The organism is Azospirillum sp. A26, from assembly GCF_042604635.1.
Lineage (GTDB): Bacteria > Pseudomonadota > Alphaproteobacteria > Azospirillales > Azospirillaceae > Azospirillum > Azospirillum palustre.
The window spans coordinates 88,980-115,200 of sequence record NZ_CP170472.1; the positions used below are offsets into that span (position 1 = coordinate 88,980).

28 protein-coding genes and 4 tRNA genes are annotated in these 26,221 nt (G+C 66.8%); 20 read left to right on the forward strand and 12 right to left on the reverse strand.

Translation table 11 applies throughout. From position 1 onward, the window contains the following. Positions 1-205: 205 nt before the first annotated feature. Complete coding sequence (locus ABNQ39_RS00875; protein ID WP_098740518.1) at positions 206-469, forward strand: DUF3126 family protein; 264 nt, start codon at positions 206-208, stop codon at positions 467-469. A 137-nt stretch (positions 470-606) separates the two neighbouring features. On the opposite strand, the gene ABNQ39_RS00880 is transcribed toward ABNQ39_RS00875, so the two are convergent. Beyond that, complete coding sequence (locus tag ABNQ39_RS00880; RefSeq protein WP_376958331.1) at positions 607-1,236, reverse strand: hypothetical protein; 630 nt, start codon at positions 1,234-1,236, stop codon at positions 607-609. Between the two features lie 738 nt (positions 1,237-1,974). On the opposite strand from ABNQ39_RS00880, the gene ABNQ39_RS00885 reads away from it, so the two are divergent. The 7 genes from ABNQ39_RS00885 to ABNQ39_RS00915 all read left to right on the forward strand — a co-directional run bounded on the left by ABNQ39_RS00885 (position 1,975) and on the right by ABNQ39_RS00915 (position 7,971). Next, positions 1,975-2,694, forward strand: a complete 720-nt coding sequence (locus tag ABNQ39_RS00885; protein WP_376958332.1) for an ABC transporter ATP-binding protein — start codon at positions 1,975-1,977, stop codon at positions 2,692-2,694. Beyond that, positions 2,687-3,550, forward strand: coding sequence for an ABC transporter permease (locus ABNQ39_RS00890; RefSeq protein WP_376958333.1), 864 nt, complete (start codon positions 2,687-2,689; stop codon positions 3,548-3,550). The genes ABNQ39_RS00885 and ABNQ39_RS00890 overlap by 8 nt, the downstream gene beginning before the upstream one ends. Continuing rightward, positions 3,547-4,707 (forward strand): ABC transporter permease, encoded by a 1,161-nt coding sequence (locus tag ABNQ39_RS00895; protein WP_376958334.1) that lies wholly within the window; start codon positions 3,547-3,549, stop codon positions 4,705-4,707. Before ABNQ39_RS00890 ends, ABNQ39_RS00895 begins: the two co-directional genes overlap by 4 nt. A gap of 70 nt (positions 4,708-4,777) precedes the next feature. Then, a complete protein-coding gene (locus ABNQ39_RS00900; protein ID WP_376958335.1) occupies positions 4,778-5,110 on the forward strand; it encodes a hypothetical protein in 333 nt (110 codons plus the stop codon). A gap of 179 nt (positions 5,111-5,289) precedes the next feature. Continuing rightward, positions 5,290-6,063, forward strand: a complete 774-nt coding sequence (locus tag ABNQ39_RS00905; RefSeq protein ID WP_376958336.1) for an ABC transporter ATP-binding protein — start codon at positions 5,290-5,292, stop codon at positions 6,061-6,063. Then, complete coding sequence (locus tag ABNQ39_RS00910) at positions 6,056-6,883, forward strand: ABC transporter permease (protein ID WP_376958337.1); 828 nt, start codon at positions 6,056-6,058, stop codon at positions 6,881-6,883. Before ABNQ39_RS00905 ends, ABNQ39_RS00910 begins: the two co-directional genes overlap by 8 nt. 50 nt (positions 6,884-6,933) lie before the next feature. Beyond that, positions 6,934-7,971, forward strand: coding sequence for an ABC transporter substrate-binding protein (locus tag ABNQ39_RS00915; protein WP_376958338.1), 1,038 nt, complete (start codon positions 6,934-6,936; stop codon positions 7,969-7,971). Between the two features lie 19 nt (positions 7,972-7,990). Here the strand turns inward: ABNQ39_RS00915 and ABNQ39_RS00920 are convergent, their stop codons facing one another. The 6 genes from ABNQ39_RS00920 to ABNQ39_RS00945 form a co-directional block, all read right to left on the reverse strand. Beyond that, positions 7,991-8,704, reverse strand: a complete 714-nt coding sequence (locus tag ABNQ39_RS00920; protein WP_376958339.1) for an ABC transporter ATP-binding protein — start codon at positions 8,702-8,704, stop codon at positions 7,991-7,993. Further along, a complete protein-coding gene (locus ABNQ39_RS00925; protein WP_376958340.1) occupies positions 8,701-9,444 on the reverse strand; it encodes an ABC transporter ATP-binding protein in 744 nt (247 codons plus the stop codon). Before ABNQ39_RS00925 ends, ABNQ39_RS00920 begins: the two co-directional genes overlap by 4 nt. Continuing rightward, a complete protein-coding gene (locus ABNQ39_RS00930) occupies positions 9,441-11,288 on the reverse strand; it encodes an ABC transporter permease (RefSeq protein ID WP_376958341.1) in 1,848 nt (615 codons plus the stop codon). The genes ABNQ39_RS00925 and ABNQ39_RS00930 overlap by 4 nt, the downstream gene beginning before the upstream one ends. A gap of 28 nt (positions 11,289-11,316) precedes the next feature. After that, a complete protein-coding gene (locus ABNQ39_RS00935; RefSeq protein ID WP_376958342.1) occupies positions 11,317-12,600 on the reverse strand; it encodes an ABC transporter substrate-binding protein in 1,284 nt (427 codons plus the stop codon). 169 nt (positions 12,601-12,769) lie between these two features. Further along, positions 12,770-13,210 (reverse strand): MarR family winged helix-turn-helix transcriptional regulator, encoded by a 441-nt coding sequence (locus ABNQ39_RS00940; RefSeq protein ID WP_109051352.1) that lies wholly within the window; start codon positions 13,208-13,210, stop codon positions 12,770-12,772. Positions 13,211-13,578: 368 nt separating this feature from the next. Next, entirely contained in the window at positions 13,579-13,752 is a 174-nt protein-coding gene (locus tag ABNQ39_RS00945; RefSeq protein WP_376958343.1) for a hypothetical protein, read from the reverse strand. 403 nt (positions 13,753-14,155) lie between these two features. On the opposite strand from ABNQ39_RS00945, the gene ABNQ39_RS00950 reads away from it, so the two are divergent. Together ABNQ39_RS00950 and ABNQ39_RS00955 are read left to right on the forward strand one after the other, a co-directional pair. After that, entirely contained in the window at positions 14,156-15,424 is a 1,269-nt protein-coding gene (locus tag ABNQ39_RS00950) for an outer membrane beta-barrel protein (RefSeq protein ID WP_376958344.1), read from the forward strand. Between the two features lie 349 nt (positions 15,425-15,773). After that, positions 15,774-16,358: a polysaccharide biosynthesis/export family protein gene (locus tag ABNQ39_RS00955; protein ID WP_376958345.1), complete on the forward strand. Its 585-nt coding sequence runs from the start codon at positions 15,774-15,776 to the stop codon at positions 16,356-16,358. Positions 16,359-16,463: 105 nt separating this feature from the next. On the opposite strand, the gene ABNQ39_RS00960 is transcribed toward ABNQ39_RS00955, so the two are convergent. Then, positions 16,464-16,724 carry a hypothetical protein gene (locus ABNQ39_RS00960; RefSeq protein WP_376958346.1) on the reverse strand — a complete coding sequence of 87 codons (261 nt, stop codon included), beginning with the start codon at positions 16,722-16,724 and terminating at the stop codon, positions 16,464-16,466. Between the two features lie 150 nt (positions 16,725-16,874). Between ABNQ39_RS00960 and ABNQ39_RS00965 the strand changes: the two genes are divergently transcribed. After that, a complete protein-coding gene (locus ABNQ39_RS00965; RefSeq protein WP_376958347.1) occupies positions 16,875-17,222 on the forward strand; it encodes a hypothetical protein in 348 nt (115 codons plus the stop codon). 20 nt (positions 17,223-17,242) lie between these two features. Here the strand turns inward: ABNQ39_RS00965 and ABNQ39_RS00970 are convergent, their stop codons facing one another. From ABNQ39_RS00970 to rlmB, 4 genes are all read right to left on the reverse strand, one after another. Further along, positions 17,243-18,379, reverse strand: coding sequence for an alginate O-acetyltransferase AlgX-related protein (locus ABNQ39_RS00970; RefSeq protein WP_376958348.1), 1,137 nt, complete (start codon positions 18,377-18,379; stop codon positions 17,243-17,245). 11 nt (positions 18,380-18,390) lie between these two features. Next, entirely contained in the window at positions 18,391-19,716 is a 1,326-nt protein-coding gene (locus tag ABNQ39_RS00975) for an MBOAT family O-acyltransferase (RefSeq protein ID WP_376958349.1), read from the reverse strand. Positions 19,717-20,261: 545 nt separating this feature from the next. Next, a tRNA-Thr gene (locus tag ABNQ39_RS00980) sits at positions 20,262-20,337 on the reverse strand. 83 nt (positions 20,338-20,420) lie between these two features. After that, positions 20,421-21,335 (reverse strand): 23S rRNA (guanosine(2251)-2'-O)-methyltransferase RlmB, encoded by a 915-nt coding sequence (rlmB, locus tag ABNQ39_RS00985; protein ID WP_376958350.1) that lies wholly within the window; start codon positions 21,333-21,335, stop codon positions 20,421-20,423. A 141-nt stretch (positions 21,336-21,476) separates the two neighbouring features. Between rlmB and ABNQ39_RS00990 the strand changes: the two genes are divergently transcribed. The 9 genes from ABNQ39_RS00990 to rplJ all read left to right on the forward strand — a co-directional run bounded on the left by ABNQ39_RS00990 (position 21,477) and on the right by rplJ (position 26,184). Then, positions 21,477-21,562: transfer RNA gene (locus ABNQ39_RS00990), tRNA-Tyr, on the forward strand. Between the two features lie 62 nt (positions 21,563-21,624). Continuing rightward, positions 21,625-21,698, forward strand: a tRNA-Gly gene (locus ABNQ39_RS00995). 80 nt (positions 21,699-21,778) lie between these two features. Then, complete coding sequence (gene tuf / locus ABNQ39_RS01000; RefSeq protein ID WP_376958351.1) at positions 21,779-22,969, forward strand: elongation factor Tu; 1,191 nt, start codon at positions 21,779-21,781, stop codon at positions 22,967-22,969. A 191-nt stretch (positions 22,970-23,160) separates the two neighbouring features. Next, positions 23,161-23,236, forward strand: a tRNA-Trp gene (locus ABNQ39_RS01005). Positions 23,237-23,307: 71 nt separating this feature from the next. Further along, a complete protein-coding gene (gene secE / locus ABNQ39_RS01010; protein ID WP_014246876.1) occupies positions 23,308-23,505 on the forward strand; it encodes a preprotein translocase subunit SecE in 198 nt (65 codons plus the stop codon). A 3-nt stretch (positions 23,506-23,508) separates the two neighbouring features. Beyond that, entirely contained in the window at positions 23,509-24,039 is a 531-nt protein-coding gene (gene nusG / locus ABNQ39_RS01015) for a transcription termination/antitermination protein NusG (protein WP_012973192.1), read from the forward strand. A 160-nt stretch (positions 24,040-24,199) separates the two neighbouring features. Further along, positions 24,200-24,634 (forward strand): 50S ribosomal protein L11, encoded by a 435-nt coding sequence (gene rplK / locus ABNQ39_RS01020; protein WP_376958352.1) that lies wholly within the window; start codon positions 24,200-24,202, stop codon positions 24,632-24,634. A 4-nt stretch (positions 24,635-24,638) separates the two neighbouring features. Then, positions 24,639-25,352, forward strand: coding sequence for a 50S ribosomal protein L1 (gene rplA / locus ABNQ39_RS01025; protein ID WP_376958353.1), 714 nt, complete (start codon positions 24,639-24,641; stop codon positions 25,350-25,352). 307 nt (positions 25,353-25,659) lie between these two features. Beyond that, positions 25,660-26,184 carry a 50S ribosomal protein L10 gene (gene rplJ / locus ABNQ39_RS01030; protein WP_098740499.1) on the forward strand — a complete coding sequence of 175 codons (525 nt, stop codon included), beginning with the start codon at positions 25,660-25,662 and terminating at the stop codon, positions 26,182-26,184. Positions 26,185-26,221: the final 37 nt, after the last annotated feature.

Below are 26,221 nucleotides of genomic sequence, written 5' to 3' on the forward strand. Positions count from 1 at the left end.
TAGCCTTTTCCGCCAGCCGGGAGCGCCGCTCATTCGGAGCGTCGGACTGTGCCGGCGTTACCCCGCGTGGGCGAGGGCGTAGGTGGGGGCGGCTCTGGCGCACGCGCCACACCTGCGGTGGCAGCGGGAGATCCGGAGATGTATCGCTTTCCCTTCGCGGCGAAGCCGCCTATATGACGCTCCTTCGCAGACAACGAGGTTCGCCATGCCGCCCGCCAAGCCGTCCGCCGTCCGGATGTCCGACACCGAAATCGCCCGCGTGCAGATGTACCTGCGCAAGACGCTGGGCAATCCCAAGATCGTGATCGAGCCGCCGGCCAAGCCCGGCCAGTCGGCCGAAGTGACGGTGGATGGCGAGTTTTTCGGCACGCTGAACCGTGACGAGGACGAGGGCGAGGTGTCCTATGCCCTGAACGTCGTCATCCTGGAGGAGGACCTGCCGGAGCCACCGGCCATTCCGCGCCGCTGATTTCCCGGTCTTTTCCAGTCTCTCGCCCTGGGGCGCCCCATAGCGTCGTGCGTTTGATATGAAATGCACGACGCTATGGTTTTATGTTCGGCGATCGGATTCACGCTTCAAGCGATTCCGCTCGAAGCGATCACACTCTAGCGGCTGCGAGCGCGAAGCTCCGATGCCAGGGCGGCCAGCAGGGTCTGCCCGCCCGACAGGGTCAGGCCGCGGACGAGGACAATCGCCTTGTGGCCGCCGCGCCGGTGCATGACCAGCCGTACATTTCGACTGCCGGCAGCCTTCAATTCCGCCTTCACCGCATCGTTGGGCGCCATATTGCCGGCGACGAGAGTCATCTCCACCTTGTGACGGTAGTCGTGCGCCGGATCGATCCAGGCGACGAACAGCGGCTTGCCGCCCACCATTGGATAAAGCGCCAGGTCCCGGATCGTCTCGTGCGGATGGATGCGCGCGCCGTCCACCGTCAACCCGCGTTCCGTCACGCCGAGCCGTACGGCGCGGCGCTGCACCGTCTCCGACAGGGTCACCACCCACAGCAGCAGCACCGGCACCGCGCAGAAAGCGGCCAGCCATTGCAGCATGCGGGAAAGCTCGTCGGGCGCCAGCCCGGCCCCGGCGATGAAGCCGGTCGCCAGAAGTCCCGCGATCAGCAGGTAGCGCGTGCGGATCACCGGCGTCAGCACCGGCGTTGCCACGAACACGGCGCCGGCCGCGCTGTCTTCGCGCGTGACTTCCAGACTGGGGGGCGGCTTGGCGGCGGGCATGTCGCTGGCGCGGTCGTGAACGGGGCGTGATCCTGTTCCGGCGGGGTGCCGCCCGTCCAGTTCTTTCGCCCTGTCCCGATTACGCGGTATCCGCACCCGCGCTGCGTGTCCGGGTGGGTCGCCCCCTCGCCCATGCCTTGAAAATGGCGGGGGGCATGGTAATCTGCGGGGCAGGAGGTGACGCGAGCCGCTTCCTGAATGGCGGGACCGGTTTCCCAGCCCCGCCAATGTTGGCTTACCTGTCCTGGTCCGTGTTGAAGCCCGCTTCGAACTCGAACTTCAGCTTGAACCAGAAGCGGCCGAGCCACTTTAGGAATTTTCTCACTCGCGTCACCTCCTTCCGGTTGCCATCGGCGCATGGCGCGCGTCCGGCGGCGCGAGAATGCAGGGCATGCATGTGCATGCCAATTGCGCTCTGGCGAAAATTTTCCTCAAAGTTGCGTTCCGATGCCGTTGGGCGAGAGGGCTGGGCTTTTGCAACCCTGGTGCCTTGGTCGGGGTGGTGATAGTTTGCAGGGTGGATGATTTCTGACCAAACCGTCAGGTCCGTTTTCCAAATCCGCCCCATATCCGCCCTGTGAAGGACCGCCGCCCGTGACCTTCCCAAATCCGCTCGATGTCCGGGAGGCGACCGCTTCCAGGCAAGGCTCGGACAGGGCCGCTTCTTCGGCCAAGTCCCCGGTGGTTGTCGAGGCACGCAAGCTCTCTCTTGTCTATCCCACGGCGGACAAGCCGGTTATGGCGCTGAGCGAGGTCGACCTGACCATCGCCAGGGGCGATTTCGTCTCGCTGATCGGTCCCAGCGGCTGCGGCAAGACCACGCTGCTGCGCGTGATCGCCGATCTGGAGCGTCCGACCTCCGGCCGGATCGCCATCGACGGCATGACGCCGGAGCAGGCGCGGCTGAAACGGCTCTACGGCTACGTCTTCCAGGTGCCGGCGCTCTATCCTTGGCGGACGGTGGAGCGCAACGTGATGCTGCCGCTGGAGATCATGGGGATCGCCCGTGCCGACCGGCAGGCACGGGCCCGCGAGCAGCTGGAGCGCGTCGGTCTGTCGGGCTTCGAGCGCAAGTTCCCCTGGCAGCTGTCGGGCGGCATGCAGCAGCGCGTCTCCATCGCCCGCGCGCTGGCGCTCCAGCCGGACCTGCTGCTGATGGACGAGCCGTTCGGCGCGCTGGACGAGATCACCCGCGACCACCTGAACCTGCATCTGACCCAGCTGTGGCGGGCGACCGGCAAGACCTGCGTCTTCGTCACCCATTCGATTGCCGAGGCGGTGTTCCTCTCCACCCGCATCGTGGTGATGAGCCCGCGGCCGGGCCGTATCCTCGACGTCATCGACTGCAACAGCCTGCCGCGCGAGCGCAGGCTGGACATCCGGGAGTCGCCGGAATTCGCCGCCATCGCCCACCGTGTGCGCGAGGGGCTGAAGGAAGGGCACAGCTACGATGACTAAGCGTGCGCTTCCCGTCACCGTGATGACGCTGCTTCTGCTGGCGGCCTGGTACATCGGGGCGGCGTGGCTGAACTGGCCGCAGGCGGCGGAGACGCTGACCCGAGCGAACAAGTCGGCCGGCTTCGCAGATGTGCTGACCCAGGCCTATGCGATGAAGCGGCCGATCCTGCCCACCCCCGATCAGGTGGTGGTGGAACTGTGGAACTCCCTGACCGGCTACGCGCCGACCAGCCCGCGCAACCTGCTGTTCCATGCCTGGGTGACGGCGGAGGCGGCGCTGACCGGGCTGGCGATGGGGCTGGGGCTCGGCATCCTGCTGGCCGCCGGCATCGTCTATACCCGGACGCTGGAGGCAAGCCTGCTGCCCTGGGTGATCGCGTCGCAGACCATCCCGATCCTGGCGATTGCCCCGATGATCGTCGTCATCCTCGGCAACATCGGGCTGACCGGGCTGCTGCCGAAGGCTGTGATCTGCATGTATCTCTGCTTCTTCCCGATCACGGTCGGCATGGTGAAGGGGCTGCGCTCCGCCGATCCGCTGTGGCTCGACCTGATGCGGACCTATTCGGCGAGCGGGCTGCGCGCCTTCTGGTCGCTGCGGCTTCCGGCCTCCATGCCGTTCCTGTTCGCCAGCCTCAAGGTGTCGGTCGCCATCAGCGTGGTCGGCGCCATCGTCGGCGAGCTGCCGACCGGCGGGCAGGCCGGGCTGGGCGCGCGGCTGCTGTCGGGCTCCTATTACGGACAGACCGTGCAGATCTGGGCGGCGCTGATTATGGCCTCGCTGCTGTCGGTGGCGCTGATCGCGGTGGTGCGCGGGCTTGAATTGGTCCTGCTGGGCCGGGCGGGGTTGCGATGAGCGATTCGGCGAGCGATACGGCGACGACTCCCTACCGCACCAGCCTGCGCACCGCCGCCGATTGGGGGCTGGTCGCCATCGCCCTGCCGGCGCTGGCGGCACTGGCCCTGCCGGTGGGTGTCCGGAATGGCGCTGTCCTTGGCTGGTTCGGCGGAACGATGGCGCCGCTGTTCCTGATCGGTGTGGTGCTGGCCGTCATTGCAGGCGCGTCGGCACCGAAGCGGGTCTGGGGCGCCTGGGCGGAGTTGGCCGGCGTGGCGCTGGCCTGGCTCCTGCCGCTGCATCTGCTGAACGAGGGGCTGGACCTGTCCGCCGGCTGGGGGCTCTGGCTGTTCCTCGCCGCCGCGACGCTGCTGCTGTGGCGGGTGATGGGGGTGCTGGCCGGCGTGCCGGGCTGGACCCGTTCCGTCATCGTGCCCGGCCTGTTCGGGCTCGGCCTGCTGGTGGGGTGGGAGGTGCTGGTCCGCGGCTTCCAGGTGCCGGCGATCCTGCTGCCGCCGCCCAGCCGCATCGCCGCGGCGCTGGCCGCCAACGCGCCGGTGCTGTGGGACGATTTCCGCCAGACCGTGCTGACCTCCGTCCTGCGCGGCTATGTCATGGGCTGCGGTGCCGGCTTCCTGGTGGCAATCCTTGCCGACCGCGTGCCGTTTCTTGCCCGCGGATTGCTGCCGCTCGGCAATCTTGCCAGTGCCATCCCGGTGGTCGGCATTGCGCCCATCATGGTGATGTGGTTCGGCTTCGACTGGCAGTCGAAGGCCGCGGTCATCGTCGTCATGACCTTCTTCCCGATGCTGATCAACACGCTGGCCGGCCTCGGCAATTCGGAGCGCATCCAGCTCGACCTGATGCGCAGCTACGCCGCCGGCTATGGCCGTACGCTGATTAAGCTGCGGCTGCCCAATGCACTGCCCTTCCTGTTCAACGGCTTGAAGATCAACTCCACCCTGGCCCTGATCGGCGCCATCGTTGCCGAATTTTTCGGCACGCCGGTGGTCGGCATGGGGTTCCGCATCTCGACCGAAGTGGCGCGGATGAGTCTCGACATCGTCTGGGCCACCATCGCCGTGGCGGCGCTGACCGGCTCTGGCCTGTATGGCGCGCTGGCAGTGCTGGAGCGGGCGACCACGGCCTGGCATCCGTCGATGCGGGGGCGCTGACGGGCCTCGCGAAGCCGCTGGCACGGCCATTGCTTTCACCCGGCCATTCCAGCCGGCAAGGGAGGTGGGCATGGCCGATATCGTCGTTCTGAAGCATGTCCGCCTGACGCGGGCCCTGCTCGCCATCGAGATGGCCGCCGCGTCGCTGGATGGCGAGCTTGTCGCCCTGCGCACCGCCGGACAGGCCGGTCTGCTGGGCGACCATGCCGAGGAAGCCACGCTTCTGCGCACCTATGTCCGCACTCTGCGCGTCCTGTTGCAGGCGATGACCCCCGACGAGGTGGACGAGGCGGGACTGAGCGAACGCCATGCCTTGGCGGAAGCGGCGGTCGGCCGCTGTGCCGCCGCATTACGTGTGCTCGACCTGCCGGTTGGTGGTGACCCGGTCAGCGGAACCGCCTGACGACGACTGCTGTCGCGAAGCCGACAGCGGCTTGACGCCTTCCGGCCACTACCATACTGCCGTATGGCTGGGATGCGGAACGCCTTTCCCCTCTCCGCCGCCGGATCGCCGCGCTATAGTGGCAGGCCCAACGAACAGTCGGACTCCACCGACAAAGCTGCAGGCTTGATAAGGGCGCGATGAGGCTTCTCGTTTCCGATCTGACCCACCGCTATGACGATCTGACCGTGCTGGACGGCATCGACCTGACCCTGGCGGAGGGGGAAATCCTGGCGGTGATCGGCCCCAGCGGCTGCGGCAAGTCGACCTTGCTCGGCATCGCCGGCGGCATCGTCTCCCCGACCTCCGGCAGCATCCGGGTGGAGGGGGAGGTGCCGGACGGCTGCCTCAACCCGATCACCTTCATCTTCCAGGACTTTGCCCTGCTGCCCTGGCGTACGGTGGAGGACAATGTTGCCCTGGTGCTGGAGCATCACCCGCTCTCATCCGCCGAGCGGCGCGAGCGCATCGACAGCGGCCTGCGCCGCATGGGGCTGTGGGAGTTCCGCAAGGCGCTGCCCAAACAGCTGTCCGGCGGCATGCGCCAGCGGGTCGGCATCGCCCGCGCGCTGGCGGTGCGCCCGGCGATGCTGCTGCTGGATGAGCCGCTGTCGGCGCTGGACGCCCAGACGCGCGAGCTGCTGATGGACGATTTCCTGGAGCTTTGGCGGCGGGAGAAGACCACCGCGCTTTATGTCACCCACAATCTGGACGAGGCGCTGCGGCTGGCCGACCGCGTCTGCGTGCTGAGCCGCCGTCCGGGCCGCATCCGCGAACTGGTCACCATCGAGGAGCCGCGGGAGCGCCGGCAGGAGCCGTCGGCCCAGGCCCATCTTGCCGAAGTGCGCGACCGTCTGTGGCACCTGATGAAGGCCGAAGCCCAGATGGCCGACCGGGAGATCGCCCGTGCCTGACAGCCTGAACCCAACCACCGTAGCCGCTGCCTCCACGATGGGCCAGCCCGTCCGCTTCCGTGGCGGCGGTTTTACCGTAAAACGCCATCCCTGGGCGGCGCTGGCTGCTTTCGCCGTGCTGATCGCGGTATGGGAGGGGGTGAGCCGCCTCGGCCTCGCCAGCCCGCTGTTCCTGCCGCCGCCGAGCGCCGTCGCCCATGCCCTGTCCGGCATGGTGACGGACGGATCGCTGTGGGTGAACCTGAAGGCGTCGCTGGGGCGCATCGCCGTCGGCTGGGTGCTGGGCACGGCGGGCGGCATGCTGGTCGGCTTCGCCATGGGCATCTTCTCCACCGCCCGCGCGGTCGGCGTGCCGCTGGTGTCGGCCTTCTTCCCGATCCCGAAGATCGCGCTTCTGCCGCTGTTCATCCTGTGGTTCGGCATCGGCGAGCCGTCGAAATTCGCCACCATCGGCTTCGGCGTCTTCTTCCCCACCGTTATCGCCACCTACAGCGCCATCGATTCGGTGCCGCGCAACCTGATCCGCATGGCGCAGAGCTTCGGCCTGCCCTGGCGGTCGATCCTGCGCTCCATCGTCCTGCCGGGCGCCTTGCCGGGCATCCTGGCCGGCTTCCGCATCACCGCATCCATCGCGCTGATCCTGGTGGTGGCAGCGGAGATGATCGGCGCCGAATATGGCATCGGCGCCTTTGTGCTGATGGCCGGCAACCTGATGCAGACCGACACGCTGCTGGCCGGCGTGCTGGTGCTGTCGCTGCTCGGTCTCGCCATCGGCACCGTGCTGTCGCAGTTGGAGCGGCGCCTGCTGAACTGGCGCTGAGCGACCTTTACCCAAGAAACCTGAACCATCCATCGGGAGGATTTCCGTCCATGACCGCCGCCATGACCCTGGCCCGCCTCACCCGGCGTGCCCTGATCGCCACCACTGGCGCCGCCTTCGCCGCCGGCACCCTGATGTCCGCCGCGCTGGCGCAGCCGCTGGAGAAGGCGACGGTCGGCGTGCTGGCGCTGTCCTCTTCCGGGCCGATCTTCATCGCCAAGGCCAAGGGCTATTTCGAGAAGGAAGGGCTGGACGTCGATCTGAAGATGTTCACCTCGGCCCAGCAGGTCCCGGTCGCCGTGACCTCGGGCGATGTCGATTTCGGTGTCACCGGCCTGACCGCCGGCTTCTACAATCTCGCCTCCAAGGGAGCGGTCACCATCATCGCGGCGCAGAGCCGCGACGAGCCGGGCTTCCCCCTCAGCGCCTATCTCGCGACCAACGCCGCCTACGATGCCGGGTTGAAGACGCCGGCCGACCTGAAGGGCAAGCGGGTCGCCATCACCACCGTCGGCTCGACCTTCCACTACATGATCGGGCTGCTGGCGCAGAAGCACGGCTTCACGGTCAAGGACGTGACCATGGTGCCGTTGCAGGACGTGCCGAAGATGGTCGCCGCCTTCAAGGGCGGGCAGGTCGACGCCATCATCGCGCCGTCCACCGTGTCGCGGCAGCTGGTGGCCGACGGCGCCGGCAAGATGCTGGGCTGGGTCGGCGACGAGACGCCCTGGCAGCTCGGCGCCCTGTTCACCGCGCCGAAGACGATGAAGGACCGCCGTCCGCTGGTCGAGAAGTTCGTCCGCGCCTACAAGACCGCGCTGGCCGAATACCACGCCGCCTTCAACGGCAAGGACGCCGCCGGCAATCTGGTCAAGGGCCCCGGCTATGACGAGTTGCTGACCATCATTGCCGACGCCACCAAGCAGAAGCCCGACATCGCTGCCGCCGGCCTGCCCTATGTCGACCCGCAGGCCCGCCTGCTGGTGGACGACGTCGTCAATCAGGTGAAGTTCTGGCAGTCGGAAGGTCAGGTCGACAAGGCGCTGGATCCGAAGTCGGTGATGGACCTCAGCGTCGCCGGGCAGTGACGAGCGGGGGGACGGGCGGTCACACCGCCAGATAGGCCGCCCTCACCCCATCGTCCGCCATCAGCTGCGTCATCGTGCCGGTCCAGCGCGGGCGGCCGGTTTCGATGACGCAGGCGCGGTCGGCGACCGCCGAGGCGAAGGACAGGCTCTGTTCGGACAGCAGCACCGACAGCCCCTCCGCCTTCAGCCGCCGCACCGCCTCGGCCATCTGCTTGACGATCAGCGGCGCCAGCCCCTCCGACGGTTCGTCCAGCAGCAGCAGCGATGGGTTGCCCATCAACGTGCGGGCCAGGGTCAGCATCTGCTGCTCGCCGCCGCTCATCCGGGTGCCGCGGCGTCCGCGCATCTCCGCGAGGTTGGGGAACAGGGCGAAGAGTTTCTCCGGCGTCCAGGCCGGCGCGCCGGGGCGGGGCGGCTGGCGGCCGACCTCCAGGTTTTCCTCCACCGTCAGGTCGGCGAAGATGCGGCGGTCCTCCGGCACATAGCCGACTCCGAGCCGGGCGATGCGGTGGGCGGGCAGGGCCGACAGGTCGCGGCCATCGAAACGCAGGGTCGTGGCGCGGCGCTCGACCAGCCCCATGATCGCCTTCAGCGTGGTGGTCTTGCCGGCACCGTTGCGGCCCATCAGCGCCACCACCTCGCCGCGGCCCATGGTCAGGGCGATGCCGTCGAGGATATGGGCGCGGCCATACCAGGCCTGGAGGCCGTCGACCGTCAGCAGGGGTTCGCTCACGCCTCGCCTCCCAGATAGACGGACTGCACGCGGGGGTCGGCGCGCACCTGATCCGGCGAGCCCTCCGCGATCAGCCGGCCGCGGTCGAGCACCAGCACGCGGGTGGCATGGCCGAAGACGGCGTCCATGTCATGCTCGGTGAACAGAACGGCGAGGCCGCGCTCGCGCACCAGTTCCGCCGTCAGCGCCATCAGGACGAGCCGTTCGGCCGGGGCCATGCCGGCGGTCGGCTCATCCATCAGCAGTACCGTCGGCTCGCTCGCCAGCGCCATCGCCAGCTCGACCCGCTTCACGTCGCCATAGGCCAGCACGCCGCAGGGCCGGTCGGCTTGGGGTCCCATGCCGACGCGCTCCAGCAGGGCCAGCGCCGGTTCGCGGAACTGGGCGGCGGCCGGGCGCCACAGCCCGAACAGCCGGCGGGCACGCGACAGCAGGACCATCTGCACATTCTCCGCCACCGTCATCGAGGCGAAGGTCGCGGTGATCTGGAAGGTGCGGCCGACCCCCAGTGCCCAGATGCGCCGGGGCGGCAGCCCGACCAGCTCGGTGCCGTCCAGCCTGACCGAGCCCGAGTCGGGGCGCAGCTGGCCGTTCAGCAGGTTGAAGCAGGTGCTCTTCCCGGCGCCGTTCGGGCCGATCAGCGCCAGCAGGTCGCCGGACCGCAGGGTGAAGGACACGCCGCCGACCGCCTGCACCCCGCCGAAGGAGCGTTGCAGGTCGCGCACCACCAGTTCGCTCATGCCCGCCTCCCCCCCAAGGAAGAACGTAGGCCGGACAGGAAGCCGACGATCCCCTTGGGGAAGACCAGCACCAGCGCGACGATGATCAGGCCCAGCACCAGCCGCCACCAGTCGGTCAGGCTCATGACCTCCGACTCCAGCAGGTGGAATGCCACCGCGCCGGCAAGCGGCCCGGCGACGGTCTGGATGCCGCCCATCAGCACCATCACCAGCGCGTCGACCGACTGCGGCACCGCCAAAAGAGTGGGGAAGACGCTGCCCTTGGCGAAGGCGTAGAGGCCGCCGGCCAGCCCCGCCGCGGTGCCGGCCAGCACGAAGGCCATCCATTGGAAGTGGCGCACGTCGATGCCCACCGATTCCGCCCGCAATCCCGAGTCGCGGCCGGCGCGCAGCGCGTAGCCGAAGGGGGCGAAGGCCGCCCGGCGCAGCAGCCACAGTGCGCCGCCGCACAAGCCCAGCGTCAGCCAGTAATAGGTCGCCTTGCCCGCCGCCCAGCCCGGCGGCCAGACACCGAGGATGCCGTTGTCGCCGCCGGTCACCGCATACCATTGGAAAGCGATCGACCAGACGATCTGGGCGAAGGCCAGCGTCAGCATGGCGAAATACAGCCCCGACCGCCGCACGCAGAACCAGCCGGCCACCAGCGCCCCCAGCCCGGCCAGAACCGGCGCTCCGGCCAGCGCCAGCGGCATCGGCGCCCCCAGATGCTTGACCAGCAGGGCCGAACCGTAGGCGCCCAGCCCGAACCATGCCGCATGGCCGAAGGACACCAGCCCGCCCAGCCCGATCAGCAGATGCAGGCTGGCGGCGAACAAAGCGAGGATCACCACCTCGGTCAGCAGGATCAGCGCGTAGTCGCCGGCGACCAGCGGTGCCGCGGCCAACAGCGCCAGCAGGGCGAGTGCCCACGGCCCGGCATGGCGCCCGGCCGACAGCGGCACGGTCACCGCGGCCGGTGCGGTCGGCGGCACCTCCTCGGCTCGGCCGAGCAGGCCGTGCGGGCGCAGGACCAGAACCACCGCCATGAACAGGAAGACCAGCACCAGCGTGATCTGCGGGAAGACCAGGATGCCGAAGGCCTGCAACTGCCCGATCAGCAGCGAGGCGAGGAAGGCGCCGGTCAGGCTGCCCATGCCGCCGACCACGACGACGACGAAAGCTTCCACCACGATGGCCATGTCCATCTGCAGGGTCACCGACTCACGCGGGACCTGCAGGGCGCCGCCCAGCCCGGCCAGCGCGCAGCCCAGGAACAGCACGCCGGTGAACAGCCGCGCCGGATCGACGCCGAGCGCGCTGGTCATCTCGCGGTCCTGCGTCGCCGCCCGCACCAGGGTGCCCCAGCGGGTGCGGTTGAACAGCAGCCACAACAGCCCGAGCACCAGCGGCCCGAGCCCGATCAGCATCAGGTCGTAGAGCGGGAAGGGCTGGTCCAGAATGTCGACGGAGCCTTTCAGCCCCGGCGCGCGGCGGCCCAGCAGATCCTCCGGCCCCCAGGCCCAGGCGGTCAGATCCTGCACCACCAGCACGACACCGAAGGTGCCCAGCAGTTGGAACAGCTCCGGCGAGCGGTAGAGCCGGCGCAGCAGCCCGATCTCCATTGCCGCGCCCAGCACGCCCATCGCCAGCGCCGCGGCGGCGACCGAACCCCAGAAGCCGGCCGGCGTGCCGCCGAACCGTTCGATCAGCGACCAGCCGGCATAGGCACCGACCATGTAGAAGGAGCCGTGCGCGAAATTCACGATCCGCGTCACGCCGAACACGATGGTCAGCCCCGACGACACCAGAAACAGCGTCGCCGCGGTCGCAAGCCCGCTGAGGGCCTGGACAAGCAGGAAGGACATGGGGGTGAGGCGCCGGAAGCCCGGCGCCTTACTCCGCCGGCCGCATCTTGCGCGCCGCGTCGTCGGGCGGCAGGTAGTTGGCACCGTCGGCGTAGTGCCAGTCCTTCATGGTGCCGCGGCCGTCCTTCACGGTCGTGGTGCCGACATAGGCGCCCATGGTCGCCTGATGGTCGGACGCGCGGAAGGTCACCGGGCCGACCGGGCTGTCGATGGTCAGGCCGGCCAGCGCATCGACGATCGGCTCGGAATTGGCCGACTTGGCCTTGGTGATCGCGGCGGCGACCGCCTTCATCGTGATGTAGCCGACGATGGACCCCGCCTTGGGCGAGTCCTTGAAGCGCGCGGTGTAGGCGGCGACGAAGGCCTTGTGGGCGGGCGTGTCGATCTGGTCCCAGGGATAGCCGGTGACGATCCAGCCCTCCGGCGCCTCGTCCTTCATCGGCTCCAGATATTCCGGTTCACCGGTCAGCAGGCTGACGACTTTGCGGTTGCGGAACAGGCCGCGGCCCTCGCCCTCGCGCACGAACTTGGCGAGGTCGGCGCCGAAGGTGACGTTGAAGATGGCGTCGGGCTTGGCGGCGGCCAGAGCCTGCACCGTCGGTCCGGCCTCCAGCTTGCCCTGCACCGGCCACTGCTCGGCGACGAACTCGACGTCCGGGCGCTTTTCCTTCAGCAGCTGCTTGAACCACGCCACCGCCGACTGGCCGTATTCGTAGTTGGGGGCGACGGTGGCCCAGCGCTTGGCCGGCAGCTTCGCCGCCTCCTCCACCAGCATGGCCGCCTGCATGTAGGTGCTGGGGCGCAGGCGGAAGGTGTAGCGGTTGCCCTTCGACCAGGTGATGGCGTCGGTCAACGGCTCGGCCGCGACGAAGGGCATCTTGTTGCGTGCGGCGAAATCGGCGACCGCCAGCCCGATGTGGGAGAAGTAGGTGCCGGCCAGCACGTCGACCGCCTCGTTCGTCACCAGCTCCTGCGCGACGCGCACCGCGTCGTCGGGCTTGCCGGCATCGTCGCGCGAGACGACCTGAAGCTCGCAGCAGCCGATCACGCCGCCTTCGGCGTTGATCTCCTCCAGCGCCAGCTGCCAGCCCTGGCGATAGGGAATGGTGAAGGCGGGCAGGCCGGTGTAGCTGTTGATCTCGCCGACCCGCACGGGTGCGCCGGAGAATTTCACCGGTTCCTTCGCTGACTGAGCCGCGGCGGGGCCGGCAGTGAGAGCCGCCGCTGCAAGTGCGACGGACAGGGTGGCGCCCAGAGCGGCGGGGCGGAGGAGCTTCGCCAGCGGCGAGGCGGTCGGGTGGCGGTGCTTCATCCTGCGGGGACCCCGGTTCGTAAGAGACCAGCGGCGTGTCCGGTCGCGGTGCGACGCAACACACCGCGTTCATAGCAAACCCGGCGCAAAAGTCACCGACTGATCGGGGTTTTCCCGCAGGTGCTCCTCCCGTCCGTGCCCCTCCTGCAGTTGCCGTCTCGGGTGCCGCCTACATCAGGCGGGCCAGCAGCGACATGAACTGCACCCGCTCCTCCTCGCTCAGCGGGGTCAGCGTCTGTTCGTGGGCGGCGGCGGCGTTCGCCATCAAATCGATGACCAGCGCCTGACCGATCCGGGTCAGCCGGACGCTGGTGCGGCGGCGGTCCTGCGGGTCGGGCTGGCGTTCCACCAGATTGCGTTCCACCAGCCGCAGGATCACGCCCTGGGTGGTGGCGGGATCCATGTAGGTCAGGCGGCCGAGCTGGTTCTGCGACAGCGGACCTTCGGCATGCAGCGTGGCCAGCGCCCCCCATTGGGTGGGGGTCAGCAGCTGATCGCCGATCAGGTCTATGAAGATCGCCGAGGCACGCTGATGGGCGCGGCGAAGGCGGTGGTGAACCTGGCCGGCCAACTGGTAATCGTCGGGAGGCAGTCGTCCGAAGTCGTCCATGTCAACGGGCCCGTGGTTCGCGCCCGCCTTCGGTCCGGGGCGAAGGCTGGGGCGGACACGGACCGCCGCTCCCGGCTGCGTGGGCAGGGATGGCGCGGCGTTTCCCGCCTGTCACCATCCGATGCGTCCATCATGCGTTCCTCATGGAAAGGGTAGAAAACACAATGGGCACAGTGCAATCTTCGCAGATGCGGCATAGAGCCACAGGAATGCGAATGTCATCGCTTGCGCAACAAAAGAAGCGCCGCAAGCCTGAAAATAAGCTGCGAACGGATTCTGTCGCAATTCGACGTGTCTGCACCGCCGATTCATGACCGCGGCGGCGCGATACGCCTTCGCTGCCGCCGCATTTCACCGGCTGCTTTTGGTCAAGGCGTCCGTTTGGGTGGGTAGCTGTCGGGCGGAGCGGTCTTTTCAGCCGGGCTGGCGGCATCGTCCTTTTCGGGGGGAGCGACGCCGCCCGGCGTATAGGGCGGGGTGGTGGCGTCGGGCGGGCGCTTGGTCGAGGGCGGCGGGGGCGGTGTGTCGAGTCGGCGTGTCATGCGGCACCTTTGCGGATCAAGAAACGTGATGAACAACCCGATGCCGGGCGGGCGGTTCCAAAGCAGGAGCCCTGTGGTGGTGCCGGTTTCACCTCGTCGGGCTATGACCTTGATCTTAGGACCATTTTAAAAATGCGCTGAAATCAAGCGGGTCATCGCTTCGGGCGCCATCGACCGGCCGGCAGCTTTTTGTTGCGGCCACACCACAGGACCCGGCAAAAGCAACGGCGCCTGGGCTTCACTGTTGCGTAGGAAGCACGGTTTGTTGTGTCTTTGCCGAGGATGCGTCCGCAGCGGTCCCGGCCGGGGTTCTGGCCGAAGACCGGTGGCGGCGCGCCTCCCACCAAGGAGCCGGACCCCCGGCCCAGTGAGCCGACCGAACCCAGCCAAGCGCGGTGACTCCATGAAGACCAGCACCCTTTCCCTTCTCGCCCTCGCTCTCGCCTCGACCGGGCTGACGTCGCTTCCCGCCGCCGCCCAGGACGACCTGCAGCGTGGCGAAACCGTGCTGGAGCGCCGCCGGCCGGAGCTGGAGCAGCTTGGGCTGCGCGCCGGCTCCTTCCTGTTCCTGCCGCGGGTGGAAGCCGGTGCCACCTATGACACCAACGTCTACGCCACCCGCGACAACCATGAGGACGACGTCATCTGGACGGTCCGGCCGCGGCTGGACATCAAGTCGGACTTCTCGGCCCACGCGCTGAACTTCTCGGCCTCGGCCGATGCCGGCCGCTACAGCGACCATTCCGGCGAGAACTACACCGACTACGCCGTGCAGGCCGACGGCCGCTTCGACGTGAACAAGGGCGGAGCGCTGGACGGCCAGCTGTTCCACCGCCGCAATCACGAAGGCCGCGGCGACATCAACAGCCTGCAGGGCTATGCCGAGCCGGTAACCTTCCTCACCAGCGGCGGCGAGGCCGGCTACACCCAGCGCTTCAACCGCCTGCGCGCCCGCGTTTCCGGTTCGGCCCAGTACATCTCCTACGACGACGTCGATCTGATCGGCGGCGGCGTCGCCCGCCAGGGCGACCGCGACCGCTGGGAATACGCGTCGGTCGGCCGCGTCGGCTATGAGTTCATCGAAGGCTACGAGGCCTTCGTCCAGGGCACCTATTCCTGGACCCGCCACAAGAACGACCGCGACTCCTTCGGCCTCGACCGCGACTCGGACGGCTACGAGGTGGTGGGCGGTCTGGCCACCGACCTGACCGGCCTGATCACCGGCGAGGTCTTCGCCGGCTATCTCGTCCGCAATTACAAGGATTCGCGGCTGGAGGACTTCAGCGGCCTGTCCTTCGGCGGGCGCGTCAACTGGGCGGTCACCCAGCTGACCGGCATCAGCGCCACCGCCAGCCGCCAGGTGCGCGAGACGTCGGCCAGCCCCGGCTTCGGCACCGCCTCCAGCTACACCCGCACCCTGGTCGCCCTGGGCGTCGACCACGAGCTGCTGCGCTCGCTGGTGCTGAACGGCCGCCTGCAATACCGCCAGGACGACTTCAACGGCAACGACCGCAACGACAAGGTCTATACGGCCGGCGTCGGCGGCACGTATCAGATGAACCGCAACCTGTATCTGACCGGCGGCTACACCTACGAAAAGCGCAATTCCAACATCAGCTCCGCCGAATACAGCGACAACCTGATCTATCTGCGACTCGGCGCCCAGATGTAAGCCAGCAGGTAATCCGGCGGAATCGGGTTGGCCGACCGGGAAAGTCCCGGCCGAAGGTCCTAAAGGTTCCGCTGAACAGGGCAGGGCGTCCGTCCTATGACGGGCGCCCTTTTCTTATGCCTGCTCTTATGATCGATGGCGATGTACTGAACAGATCCGAAGGCGGTAATTCCTCTCCACTTTTTCCCAAGCGCTTGCGAGTTGCTAGTCTCCACCCGAATTCAGGTGCGTGACCAAAGGGCGCCGCTGCAAGGCGGCCGGCGGATGGGACGGTTCCTCGGAACCGACCCGTCATTGGGCCGGACCGGCGCTGTGGCAGGCATCCACCAGCCAGGGAAAGGGTTTAGGGATGAATCGACGTCAGGTGATCCGTGCGCTGGGCCAGGGGATCGGGTTGGCCGCGCTCGCCGTTGCCATGGTCGGCTGCGCCGGCGGCAACGACGCGCCGATGGAGACCGCCAGCGCCGGTCAGATCGGCGAATACCGTCTCGGCCCGGGTGACGCGCTGCGCGTCATCGTGTTCGGCGAAGAGCAGCTGTCCGGCGAATTCCGCGTCGACGGCACCGGCAAGGTCGCCATGCCGCTGATCGGCGAGGTTTCGGCCAAGGACCGCAACACCCGGGACCTGGAGAAGGAAATCGCCACCCGGCTGTCCGCCGGCTATGTGAAGGACCCGAAGGTCAGCGTCGAGGTGCTGAACCACCGCCCCTTCTTCATCCTGGGCGAGGTTCGCAATCCCGGCCAGTACCAGTATGTCAACGGCATGACCGCCCTGTCGGCGGTGGCGATGGCCGGCGGCTACACCTACCGCGCCAAGGAGGACTACATCCTCATCACCCGCGGCAGCGATCCCAAGAAGGAAATCCGCAAGGCCCCGATCACCACCTCGGTGATGCCGGACGACGTGGTCCGCATTCCGGAGCGCTATTTCTAAGCATTGCTTTCCAGGGCCGGCGGCAAGGCGCCGCCGGATTGCACGAAAGCCCGGCCGGGGAACACCCGGCCGGGCTTTCTGCCGTCTGCGGATCGGGATGTCCGATCAGGTGTCGAGCGTGTCACCGCCCTTCTTCTGCCCCGGCGGCATGCGCTGGCTGCTGGGAACGACCGCATCGCGGGAGATGCCGTGCGGCGGGGTGGTGCCGGCGGCTTCGTCATCGGTGCCGAGCGGCGCTGCGGCAGGATCGGTGGCGGGAACCTTGTCGCCGGTCAGGCCGCGGTCGATGTCCGCGCGCATCCGATTCGCCTCCGCGCTGGGGGTGGTGGGCGTCCGGTCGTCCGACTCGGGATGGGGCTTGGTCATGGTCGGCCTTTCGCGCAAACTGCCGTGAGTGGCATTCCGATGCCTTCTCCAACCGCCGCGTCCTGCCGGGGGTTCCCCGCCGCGAAACATCCGTGGACTTGTCGGCAATCGCAAGACGCGGGCAAACGACTCAAGCCATGGGAGTGCCCGATGCCCGACACCGGCCTGACGCTGTTGGCATTCGGCATCTCGGCGATTGCGGTGACCCTGTTGCTTGCGGCGACGGTCCTGACGGTCCGTGTCCGCGGATGGCGGCGGCTTTATTGGGCCTGCTGCGCGATCCTGATCGCCGGCGGCAGTGCAGGGGCGGCCAGTGCCCTGTGCTGCCTGCCTCCGACTGTGCTGCCCGACGGCTCCATCAGCGGAGAAATGCCGCCGATCTTCGGAGCCGGACTGATGCTGGCATTCGTGGGATGTGGCGAGGCCCTGCTCGGCCTGATCATCGTCGTGGGCAGGGCCCGTCTGCGTCAGCGCCGGGGCGCAAGCTGGCGAGGGTAGGGTCCCGGCCTACCCCCCGTTCACTCCGCCGGGACGGGGTTGTTGAGCGAGCGCTCGACGAACTGGTAGACGACGACATCCGGCTTCTGCTCCTCGATCAACGCCTTGTCGAAGCGCAGTCCCTTGTGCTCCGTGACCACCGCCTTGCTGAAGCTTTCGGCGATGTACGGGAACATCGGGATGGTGAAGGAGTCGCGGAACCACACCACGCTGGGGGCCGTCGGCAGATCGGCGCGCAGGATGTTCTGGACGATGCCGTTCGGCATCGAGACGTCGTTGGCGTGCAGCTTGGGCGGTCTCAGGGACTCGTAGCGGACTTCCTCTTCCCGATAAACCGCGGCCAGTCCCAGCATGCGGGCGAGGTCGAGATCGACGCCCTGGCGCATGACATGGACCTGCTTCATGTCGGCCGTCGTCAGCGGCGTGAAATCCGGGCGGACCGTCTTGATCCACTCCACGATCCGCCGATAGCCGATGGCGAAGGCGGCATCGCCCGTCCAGTGCGTGTCGGCCTGGAGGTAAACCTTCATGTCCTTCTTCGCGGCGACGAGGTCGGCGGTCATGTCCTTGAACACCAGCGGCGAGCGACGCTCCGCCAGCCGCCGCACGATCTGGTCCATCCGGCTTTCCGGGTTCACCTGGGTGGCCCAGGCCGGCAGGTCCTCGAGATAGATGCGCTCTTTGTTGGGGATCGCGACCATCAGCATGGGGATGCCGCGCTCCGCCAGCCATGCCTGCCGCCGCTCCATCACGTCGATCCAGCGGTCCAGCTCCTCGGGCGAGAAGCGGTCGATGCCGCGCGTCTGCTCGAGCGCATGCTCGCCTGTGTAGAACAGCCAGCCGTTCCGGCCGAGCACGACCAGTGGCGAGGTGCTCTGCCCGAACACCTTGACCCGGATGAAGTTGTTGGCGAGGACGAGATCGTTGCGGAAGCCGAAATGATCCTTCAGCCACGCCTCGAAGCGCTGCGGCAGGACGGAAAACTCATCGAAGGTGGCGGGCAGGCCGGGCAGCTCGTTCGGTGCCCGCATTTCGGTCGCCGTCACGCCCGTCCCGACCGACAGCGTCTGGCCGATCATGGGCAGCAGGAGGAGCGCCAGGAAAATCCCGATGCACAGCTTCTGCAAAAGCGTGCTGTGCACGATCCCGAGAGACATCGCTCGCATGGTCAGAACCGGAAGTAGATGAACGGGTTGTAGGTGCCGGCCGCGAGGCTCATGACGGCCAGTGCGAACATGCCGAGCAGGCCGGCAAGATACAGGGCTTCGCCGGTGCCGACCAGCAGGCGCCCGCCGGCCGCGGTCCGCACCGCATCCAGCCCGCCCCGCACCAGCCGGCCGAGCAGCGGCGTCGCGGCGACTGCGCCGATGACCAGGGCGGTGACGGTTTCCGGCGTCAGGAACTGTAGGACATGCGGCGCCAGAGGGCTGGGATGGCCGGCACCGGCCATGGCCTTCAGGAAGATCCAGGCATGGCCCAGCGTGTCGGCGCGGAAGAAGACCCAGCCGATCATCACCACCAGCAGCGTGTAGACATGGCGGACCGCCGGCACCGACCGGTCGAGCATCCGGGCGATGCCCAGCCGTTCGAACACCAGGAAGGCGCCGTGCCACAGGCCCCAGACCACGAAGGTCCAACTGGCGCCATGCCACAGGCCGCACAGGAAGAAGACGATCAGCAGGTTGCGGTAGGTGGCCAGCGGACCGGCGCGGTTGCCGCCCAGCGGGATGTAGAGATAGTCGCGGAACCACATCGACAGCGAGATGTGCCAGCGGCGCCAGAATTCGGTGATCGACTGGGCGATGTAGGGAAAGTTGAAGTTCAGCGGGAAATGGAAGCCGATCATCAGCCCCAGCCCGATGGCCATGGTCGAATAGCCGCAGAAATCGAAGAAGATCTGCAGGGTGTAGCAGACGATTCCCAGCCAGGCGATCAGCAGGCTCAGCCCCGTCGGGTCGAGCGCGAAGATCTGGTCCGCCGCCACCGCCACCGTGTTGGCGATCAGCACCTTCTGCGCGAGGCCGATCACGAAGATCTGAATGCCCTCGGCAAACAGCCCGGCGCTGACCCTGCGGTTGTGGATTTCGTCGCGGATGTCATGGAAGCGGATGATCGGTCCCGCCACGAGCTGCGGGAACATGGTGATGTAGACGGCGACATAGATCAGGCTGCGCTCGACCGGAACCTGCCGGCGGTAGACGTCGATCAGGTAGGACAGCGCGTGGAAGGTGAAGAACGAGATGCCGAGCGGCAGATGCACTTGCGGTGGCCCCGAGAACAGGTTGGGCAACAGCGCGGCCACCATCTCGTAGAAGAAGCCCAGATATTTGAAATAGACGAGAATACCCAGATTGACGACGACGCCGGCCCCCATGGCGAGCTTGCGGCCCCGTCCCTCCTGGCTGGCGATCCACAGCCCGAAGGCATAATTGACGAGGATCGACAACAGCATGACGTAGGTGTAGATCACCTCGCCATACGCATAGAAAACCAAGCTGAAGAAAAGCAGCGTTCCGTGCTTCAGCGGCAGGGAATAATAGCAAAAGATAAAAATTGGCAAAAAATAAAAGATGAATACGATAGAGCTGAAAACCATCATCCACCCTTATTCTATACCTGCTGCGCGCCTATGGTTCCGGAACTCCAAATTCAAGCGGCATTTCGGTCCAGAGCGGCATGGGGTATAACCCAGATCGGATGCCGTATCCAGACCTATGCCGGAACAGTGCAACCCTACGGCGACAGGCCTGCGGAGCTTTCCGGCGAGCGCGGCCTTGCAGGCGACTGCAAAGGGTCGGAAAGCCCTCTGGTTGGGACCGGATGGGCGCGATGCTCGGCAGACGCGTCAGTATGCTGGGGCGATGCGTGACAGATAAGAAGACTTCCCCGCGCAGGACTCCAAGCGACTGGACGGCTCCCAAGTCCGATAAACTTGCCATGTCGGTGGATTGAACCCGCCTCAATAGACCGACAGCCGACCAGCATTTTCCCGAAACGCAAAACGGCCTAGCGCGATATGCGCTAAGCCGTTGAAAAATCTGGTGCCGGATACAGGAATCGAACCCGTGACCTTCTGATTACAAATCAGCTGCTCTACCAGCTGAGCTAATCCGGCGCGCCCGCCGCTTGCGGGACGCACACCTTAGCGTCCCTTTTCCGCGTAAACAAGCACTTGACCGAGACAGCCTCGCGGTTCGGTCACTCGCGCAGGCGGGCAACCTCATACAGCGCCACTGCGGCGGCGTTTGAGACGTTGAGGCTGCCGACGGGGCCGCCGGTCGGCAGCCGGGCGATGGCGTCGCAGCGCTCCATGGTCAGCCGGCGCAGGCCGCTTCCCTCCGCCCCCATCACCAGCACCGTCTTGCCGGTCAAATTCAGCTTGGCCAGCGTCGACGGACCCGATTCGGCGAGCCCGACCGACCAGAAGCCGTTCTGTTGCAGATCCGTCAGCGCCCGGGCCAGATTGGTGACGCGGATCAGCGGCACCGCCTCCAAGGCGCCCGAAGCGCTCTTGGCGAGAACGCCTGTCGTCTCCGGAGCATGGCGTTCGGTCACCACGACGGCGCGGGCGCCGAACGCGGCGGCGGACCGCAGGATAGCGCCGACATTGTGCGGGTCCGTCACCTGATCGAGCGCCACGATGACCGCCGAGGTTTCCCCGGCCAACTCGTTGCACAGATCCTCAATGCCCAGATCGGGCAGGGGAGACGCATCGACGACGACGCCCTGATGCACCGCACCCGGCGGCAGCATCCTGTCGAGTTCCATCCGGTCGGCCGGCGACGCCTCCGGCCTTTGCAGCCCTTGGGCGCGGGCGGCGGCGATAGCCGGCTCCAGCGCAGCGCGGCCCGAGTCGGTCACCATCAGGCGGTGGATGCGCCGTTCGGGGTTGGTCAAGGCAGCGGCCACCGGATGCAGTCCGTAAAGAAGCACGCCGCGTGCCGCCGGCCCCCGTCCTCCCTTTGCCGCCTTGCGGCCGCCGCGCGATCCCTCGTCTCCGTCGTCCTGCCGCGGAGACGCGCCTTGCTGCGGCCTGCCGCCGGACCGGTCGGTGTTGCGGTCTGCGGGACGGGCGGAGGAGGGGCCGGAACCGGGATGTCTGGAGCGCGTCATGATACCCACGAAGAAGGGGAGGGGGCCGCAGCGGACTGCGGCCGAATTTTTTCTGGTGTGAACCGCTTAACCCGTGTTGACAAGGCCTGAAAAATTCGCATATTGCCGAACTCCGCGGCGGGCATCGCCAGGCCGCGGACTGGAAGGGTGGCCGAGTGGTTAAAGGCAGCAGACTGTAAATCTGCCCGCGTACGCGTACGCTGGTTCGAATCCAGCCCCTTCCACCATTACTTTCCACGGCTTGTCCGTGATCGCGTTTGCCCCGGACGGTCGCGCCGGCGGGATGCTTGCGGGTGTAGCTCAATGGTAGAGCAGAAGCCTTCCAAGCTTACGACGGGGGTTCGATTCCCCTCACCCGCTCCAATCCCGCGTGCGCCACGGAAAACCGATCTCGGCCGGGCCATTGTGTGCGTCCGGAACGTCGGGAACGAAAGACCAAAGCGATGGCGAAGGCAAAGTTTGAGCGGAACAAGCCGCACTGCAACGTTGGCACGATCGGCCACGTCGACCACGGCAAGACGTCGCTGACGGCGGCGATCACGAAGGTGCTGGCGGAGTCCGGCGGCGCGACCTTCACCGCTTACGACCAGATCGACAAGGCGCCGGAAGAGAAGGCGCGCGGCATCACGATCTCGACGGCGCACGTCGAGTACGAGACGCAGAACCGCCACTACGCGCATGTCGACTGCCCGGGCCACGCCGACTACGTGAAGAACATGATCACGGGCGCCGCCCAGATGGACGGGGCGATCCTGGTCGTGTCGGCCGCCGACGGCCCGATGCCGCAGACCCGCGAGCACATCCTGCTGGCGCGCCAGGTTGGCGTTCCGGCGCTGGTGGTGTTCATGAACAAGGTCGACATGGTCGACGATCCGGAGCTGCTGGAGCTGGTCGAGCTGGAAGTTCGCGAGCTTCTGTCGTCCTACCAGTTCCCTGGCGACGACATTCCGATCACCAAGGGTTCGGCGCTGTGCGCTCTGGAAGACCGTCAGCCGGAGATCGGCCGTGACGCCGTCCTGGCGCTGATGAAGACGGTCGACGAGTACATCCCGCAGCCGGAGCGTCCGGTCGACCGTCCGTTCCTGATGCCGATCGAAGACGTGTTCTCGATCTCGGGCCGTGGCACGGTTGTGACCGGCCGCGTCGAGCGTGGCATCGTGAAGGTCGGCGAGGAAGTCGAGATCGTCGGCCTGAAGGCGACGGTGAAGACGACGGTGACCGGCGTTGAGATGTTCCGCAAGCTGCTCGACTCCGGGCAAGCCGGCGACAACATCGGCGCGCTGCTGCGCGGCACGAAGCGCGAGGACGTCGAGCGCGGCCAGGTTCTGGCCAAGCCGGGTTCGATCACCCCGCACACCAAGTTCAAGGCCGAAGCCTACATCCTGACGAAGGAAGAGGGCGGCCGCCACACCCCGTTCTTCACGAACTACCGTCCGCAGTTCTACTTCCGGACGACGGACGTGACGGGCATGGTTGCGCTGCCGGAAGGCGTCGAGATGGTGATGCCGGGCGACAACGTCGCCATGGAAGTGACGCTGATCGCCCCGATCGCCATGGACGAAGGCCTGCGCTTCGCCATCCGCGAAGGCGGCCGCACCGTCGGTGCCGGCGTCGTTGCCAAGATCGTCGAGTGATGCTATAAGCCTGCCTCCCCCGCTGGGCCCAAGGTCCGGCGGGGGAGGTTGTCTGTCTGAAGAGTACGGTTGGGCTTCCGGAAAGCCGTTCTGAAAGTTATTCCGAAAGTCGGGTCGAAAGGCCTTGACACCGCCGCCTAAAGAATGGTTTAAGCGGCCTCCCACGCCGAAAGGTGTGGCCGGACGGAGATAGGAGTGTAGCTCAATTGGTAGAGCACCGGTCTCCAAAACCGGGGGTTGGGGGTTCGATCCCCTCCACTCCTGCCATCCCGTCCCAATAACGGTTAGGGCAAAAGCGACGCCCTCACAGTCGCTCCGGAGCTCGCACGGTTCGCACGATGGCTAAAGTCAATCCCGCAGAATTCGCGCGCGAGGTCCGCCGCGAGGTAGCCAGGGTCACCTGGCCGACCCGCAAGGAAACCGGCATCACGACCGCCATGGTGTTCGTCATGGTCGTGCTCGCCGCCCTGTTCTTCCTCGTCGTCGATCAGGTGCTGGCGGTTGCCGTTCGCTTGATCCTTGGGCTGGGGGGCTGAGACATGGCTGCACGCTGGTACGTCGTTCACGTTTATTCGGGTTTCGAGAAGAAGGTCTCCCAGGCCATCCGCGAAAAGGCGGCTCAGAAGGGTCTGGAAGACAAGTTCGAGGAAATCCTGGTCCCGACCGAAGAAGTGGTCGAAGTGCGCCGGGGTTCCAAGATCAACACAGAACGCAAGTTCTTCCCCGGCTATGTCCTCGTCAAGATGGACCTGACCGACGAATCCTGGTCGCTGGTGAAGAACACGCCGAAGGTCACGGACTTTCTGGGTGGTGGCGGCAAGCCGCAGCCGATTTCCCAGCGCGAGGCCGAGCGGATCATCCATCAGGTGCAGGAAGGCTTTGAGCGCCCCAAGCCCTCGATCACCTTCGAGGTGGGCGAGCAGGTGCGAGTGAGCGACGGTCCCTTCACCTCGTTCAATGGTGTCGTCGAGGAAGTCGACGAAGAGAAGTCCCGCCTCAAAGTGGCGGTTTCGATCTTCGGTCGCTCCACGCCGGTCGAGCTGGAATACACGCAGGTCGAAAAGATCTGATCGCAAGGTTCCAAATTTTATGAGTCGGAGCTGCCGGTGCTTGCATCGGTGGCTCCATTCTGTTGCGGGAGGCTCGCCATGGCCGAACCGCAAAACCCCGCGACGCCGCGCCGGGCCATCCGGTCATAGGGCGTGAGGCGTCGTCCCAGGAGGTTGTGAGATGGCGAAGAAAATCGTCGGTTACATCAAGCTGCAGGTCCCGGCCGGCAAGGCCAACCCGTCGCCGCCCATCGGCCCGGCGCTCGGTCAGCGCGGCCTGAACATCATGGAGTTCTGCAAGGCGTTCAACGCCAAGACGGCGGACATGGAAGTCGGCATGCCGATTCCCGTGGTCATCACCGCCTACGGCGACCGCACCTTCACCTTCGTGACCAAGACCCCGCCGGTCAGCTACTTCCTCAAGAAGGCTTCGGGCAAGGACAAGGGTTCGACGACCCCCGGCAAGGGCGGTTTCGTCGGCCAGGTCACGACCTCGCAGATCCGCGAGATCGCCCAGAAGAAGATGGTCGACCTGAACGCACACGACGTCGAAGCCGCCGCGAGCATGATCGCCGGCTCCGCCCGTTCGATGGGCCTCGAAGTGGTGGAGGGCTGATCCTATGGCGAAGCTGGGCAAGCGTCTGACCGACGCCTACAAGAGCGTCAACCGCGACTCCTTCTACGGGCTGGAAGAGGCCGTTACCCTGGTGAAGGGTGCCGCCAAGGCCAAGTTCGACGAGACCATCGAAATCGCGATGAACCTCGGCATCGATCCGCGCCACGCCGACCAGATGGTCCGCGGCGTCGTGAACCTGCCGAACGGCACCGGCAAGACCGTCCGCGTGGCGGTGTTCGCCCGTGGCGCCAAGGTCGATGAGGCTCTGGCCGCTGGCGCCGACGTTGTCGGCGGCGACGATCTGGCCGAACAGATCCTGGCCGGCAACATCAACTTCGACCGCTGCATCGCCTCGCCCGACATGATGGGCGTGGTCGGCAAGCTCGGTAAGGTGCTCGGCCCGCGCGGCCTGATGCCGAACCCGAAGCTGGGCACCGTGACCCCCGACGTGGCCGGCGCCGTCAAGGCCGCCAAGGCCGGCGCGGTGGAGTTCCGTGCGGAGAAGACCGGCATCATCCACGCCGGCGTCGGCAAGGTCAGCTTCTCGGAAGAGGCGCTGGTCCAGAACATCCGCGCCTTCGTCGATGCCATCACCCGTGCCAAGCCGACCGGCGCCAAGGGCCAGTACCTGCTGAAGGTTTCGCTCTCGTCGACGATGGGTCCGGGCCTGAAGCTCGACCTCGCCAGCGTGTCGGCCGCGGCCGGCACCGCGGCGTAATCGAACGTCTTTCGCTGCCGGTTCCTTCGGGTGTCGGCGGCGACCGGGTGGATGAACCAAGGGGGCTTCGCCCCGGCGGAACACCCGCCCACCCCTGTCCGAGACCGCAGGTGTCCGCCCCTTCTTCGGAAGGCGAGGGCTTAAAATTCACCGGCGCAGACAGGAGTTGAACCCGTTGACCAGTCCGGTCCCCGCCGAGGTGGGGACGCCGGACCAGGAACGGCTTGAACTTCTGGGACAGGTTCGCCGGACCTCCGACCCGCAAGGGCAGGGGGTTCATGTAAACCTCTGTACAAGGAGGCGATCCGTGGATCGTACACAAAAAGAAGCGACGATCGCGGCTCTGCAATCGAAGCTCCAGGACACGGGCCTGGTGGTGGTCACCCACCATCTGGGCCTGACGGTGAAGGAAGTCACCGACCTGCGTGCGAAGGTTCGGGCTGCTGGCGCCAGCTTCAAAGTGACGAAGAACCGGCTCGCCCGTCGTTCCCTTCAGGGGACGCAGTTCGAAGGTCTGGACGGTCTCTTCAAGGGACCGACGGCGATCGCTTACTCGAAGGATCCCGTTGCGGCTGCCAAGGTGGTGGCCGACTACGCGAAGACCAACGAGAAGCTCAAGATCGTCGGCGCCAGCCTCGGCACCCAGATTCTGGACGCGGAGGGGGTCAAGGCCCTCGCCTCGCTCCCGTCGCTGGACGAACTGCGTGGCCGCCTCGTGGGCATGATCCAGACCCCGGCGACCCGTATCGCCGGTGTTCTCCAGGCTCCGGGCGGCCAGGTCGCCCGCGTGCTTGCTGCCTACGCGAAGAAGGACGACGAGGCGGCGGCCTAACCAGGCCTAGTCACTCGTTTTTTACATCCCCAGAACT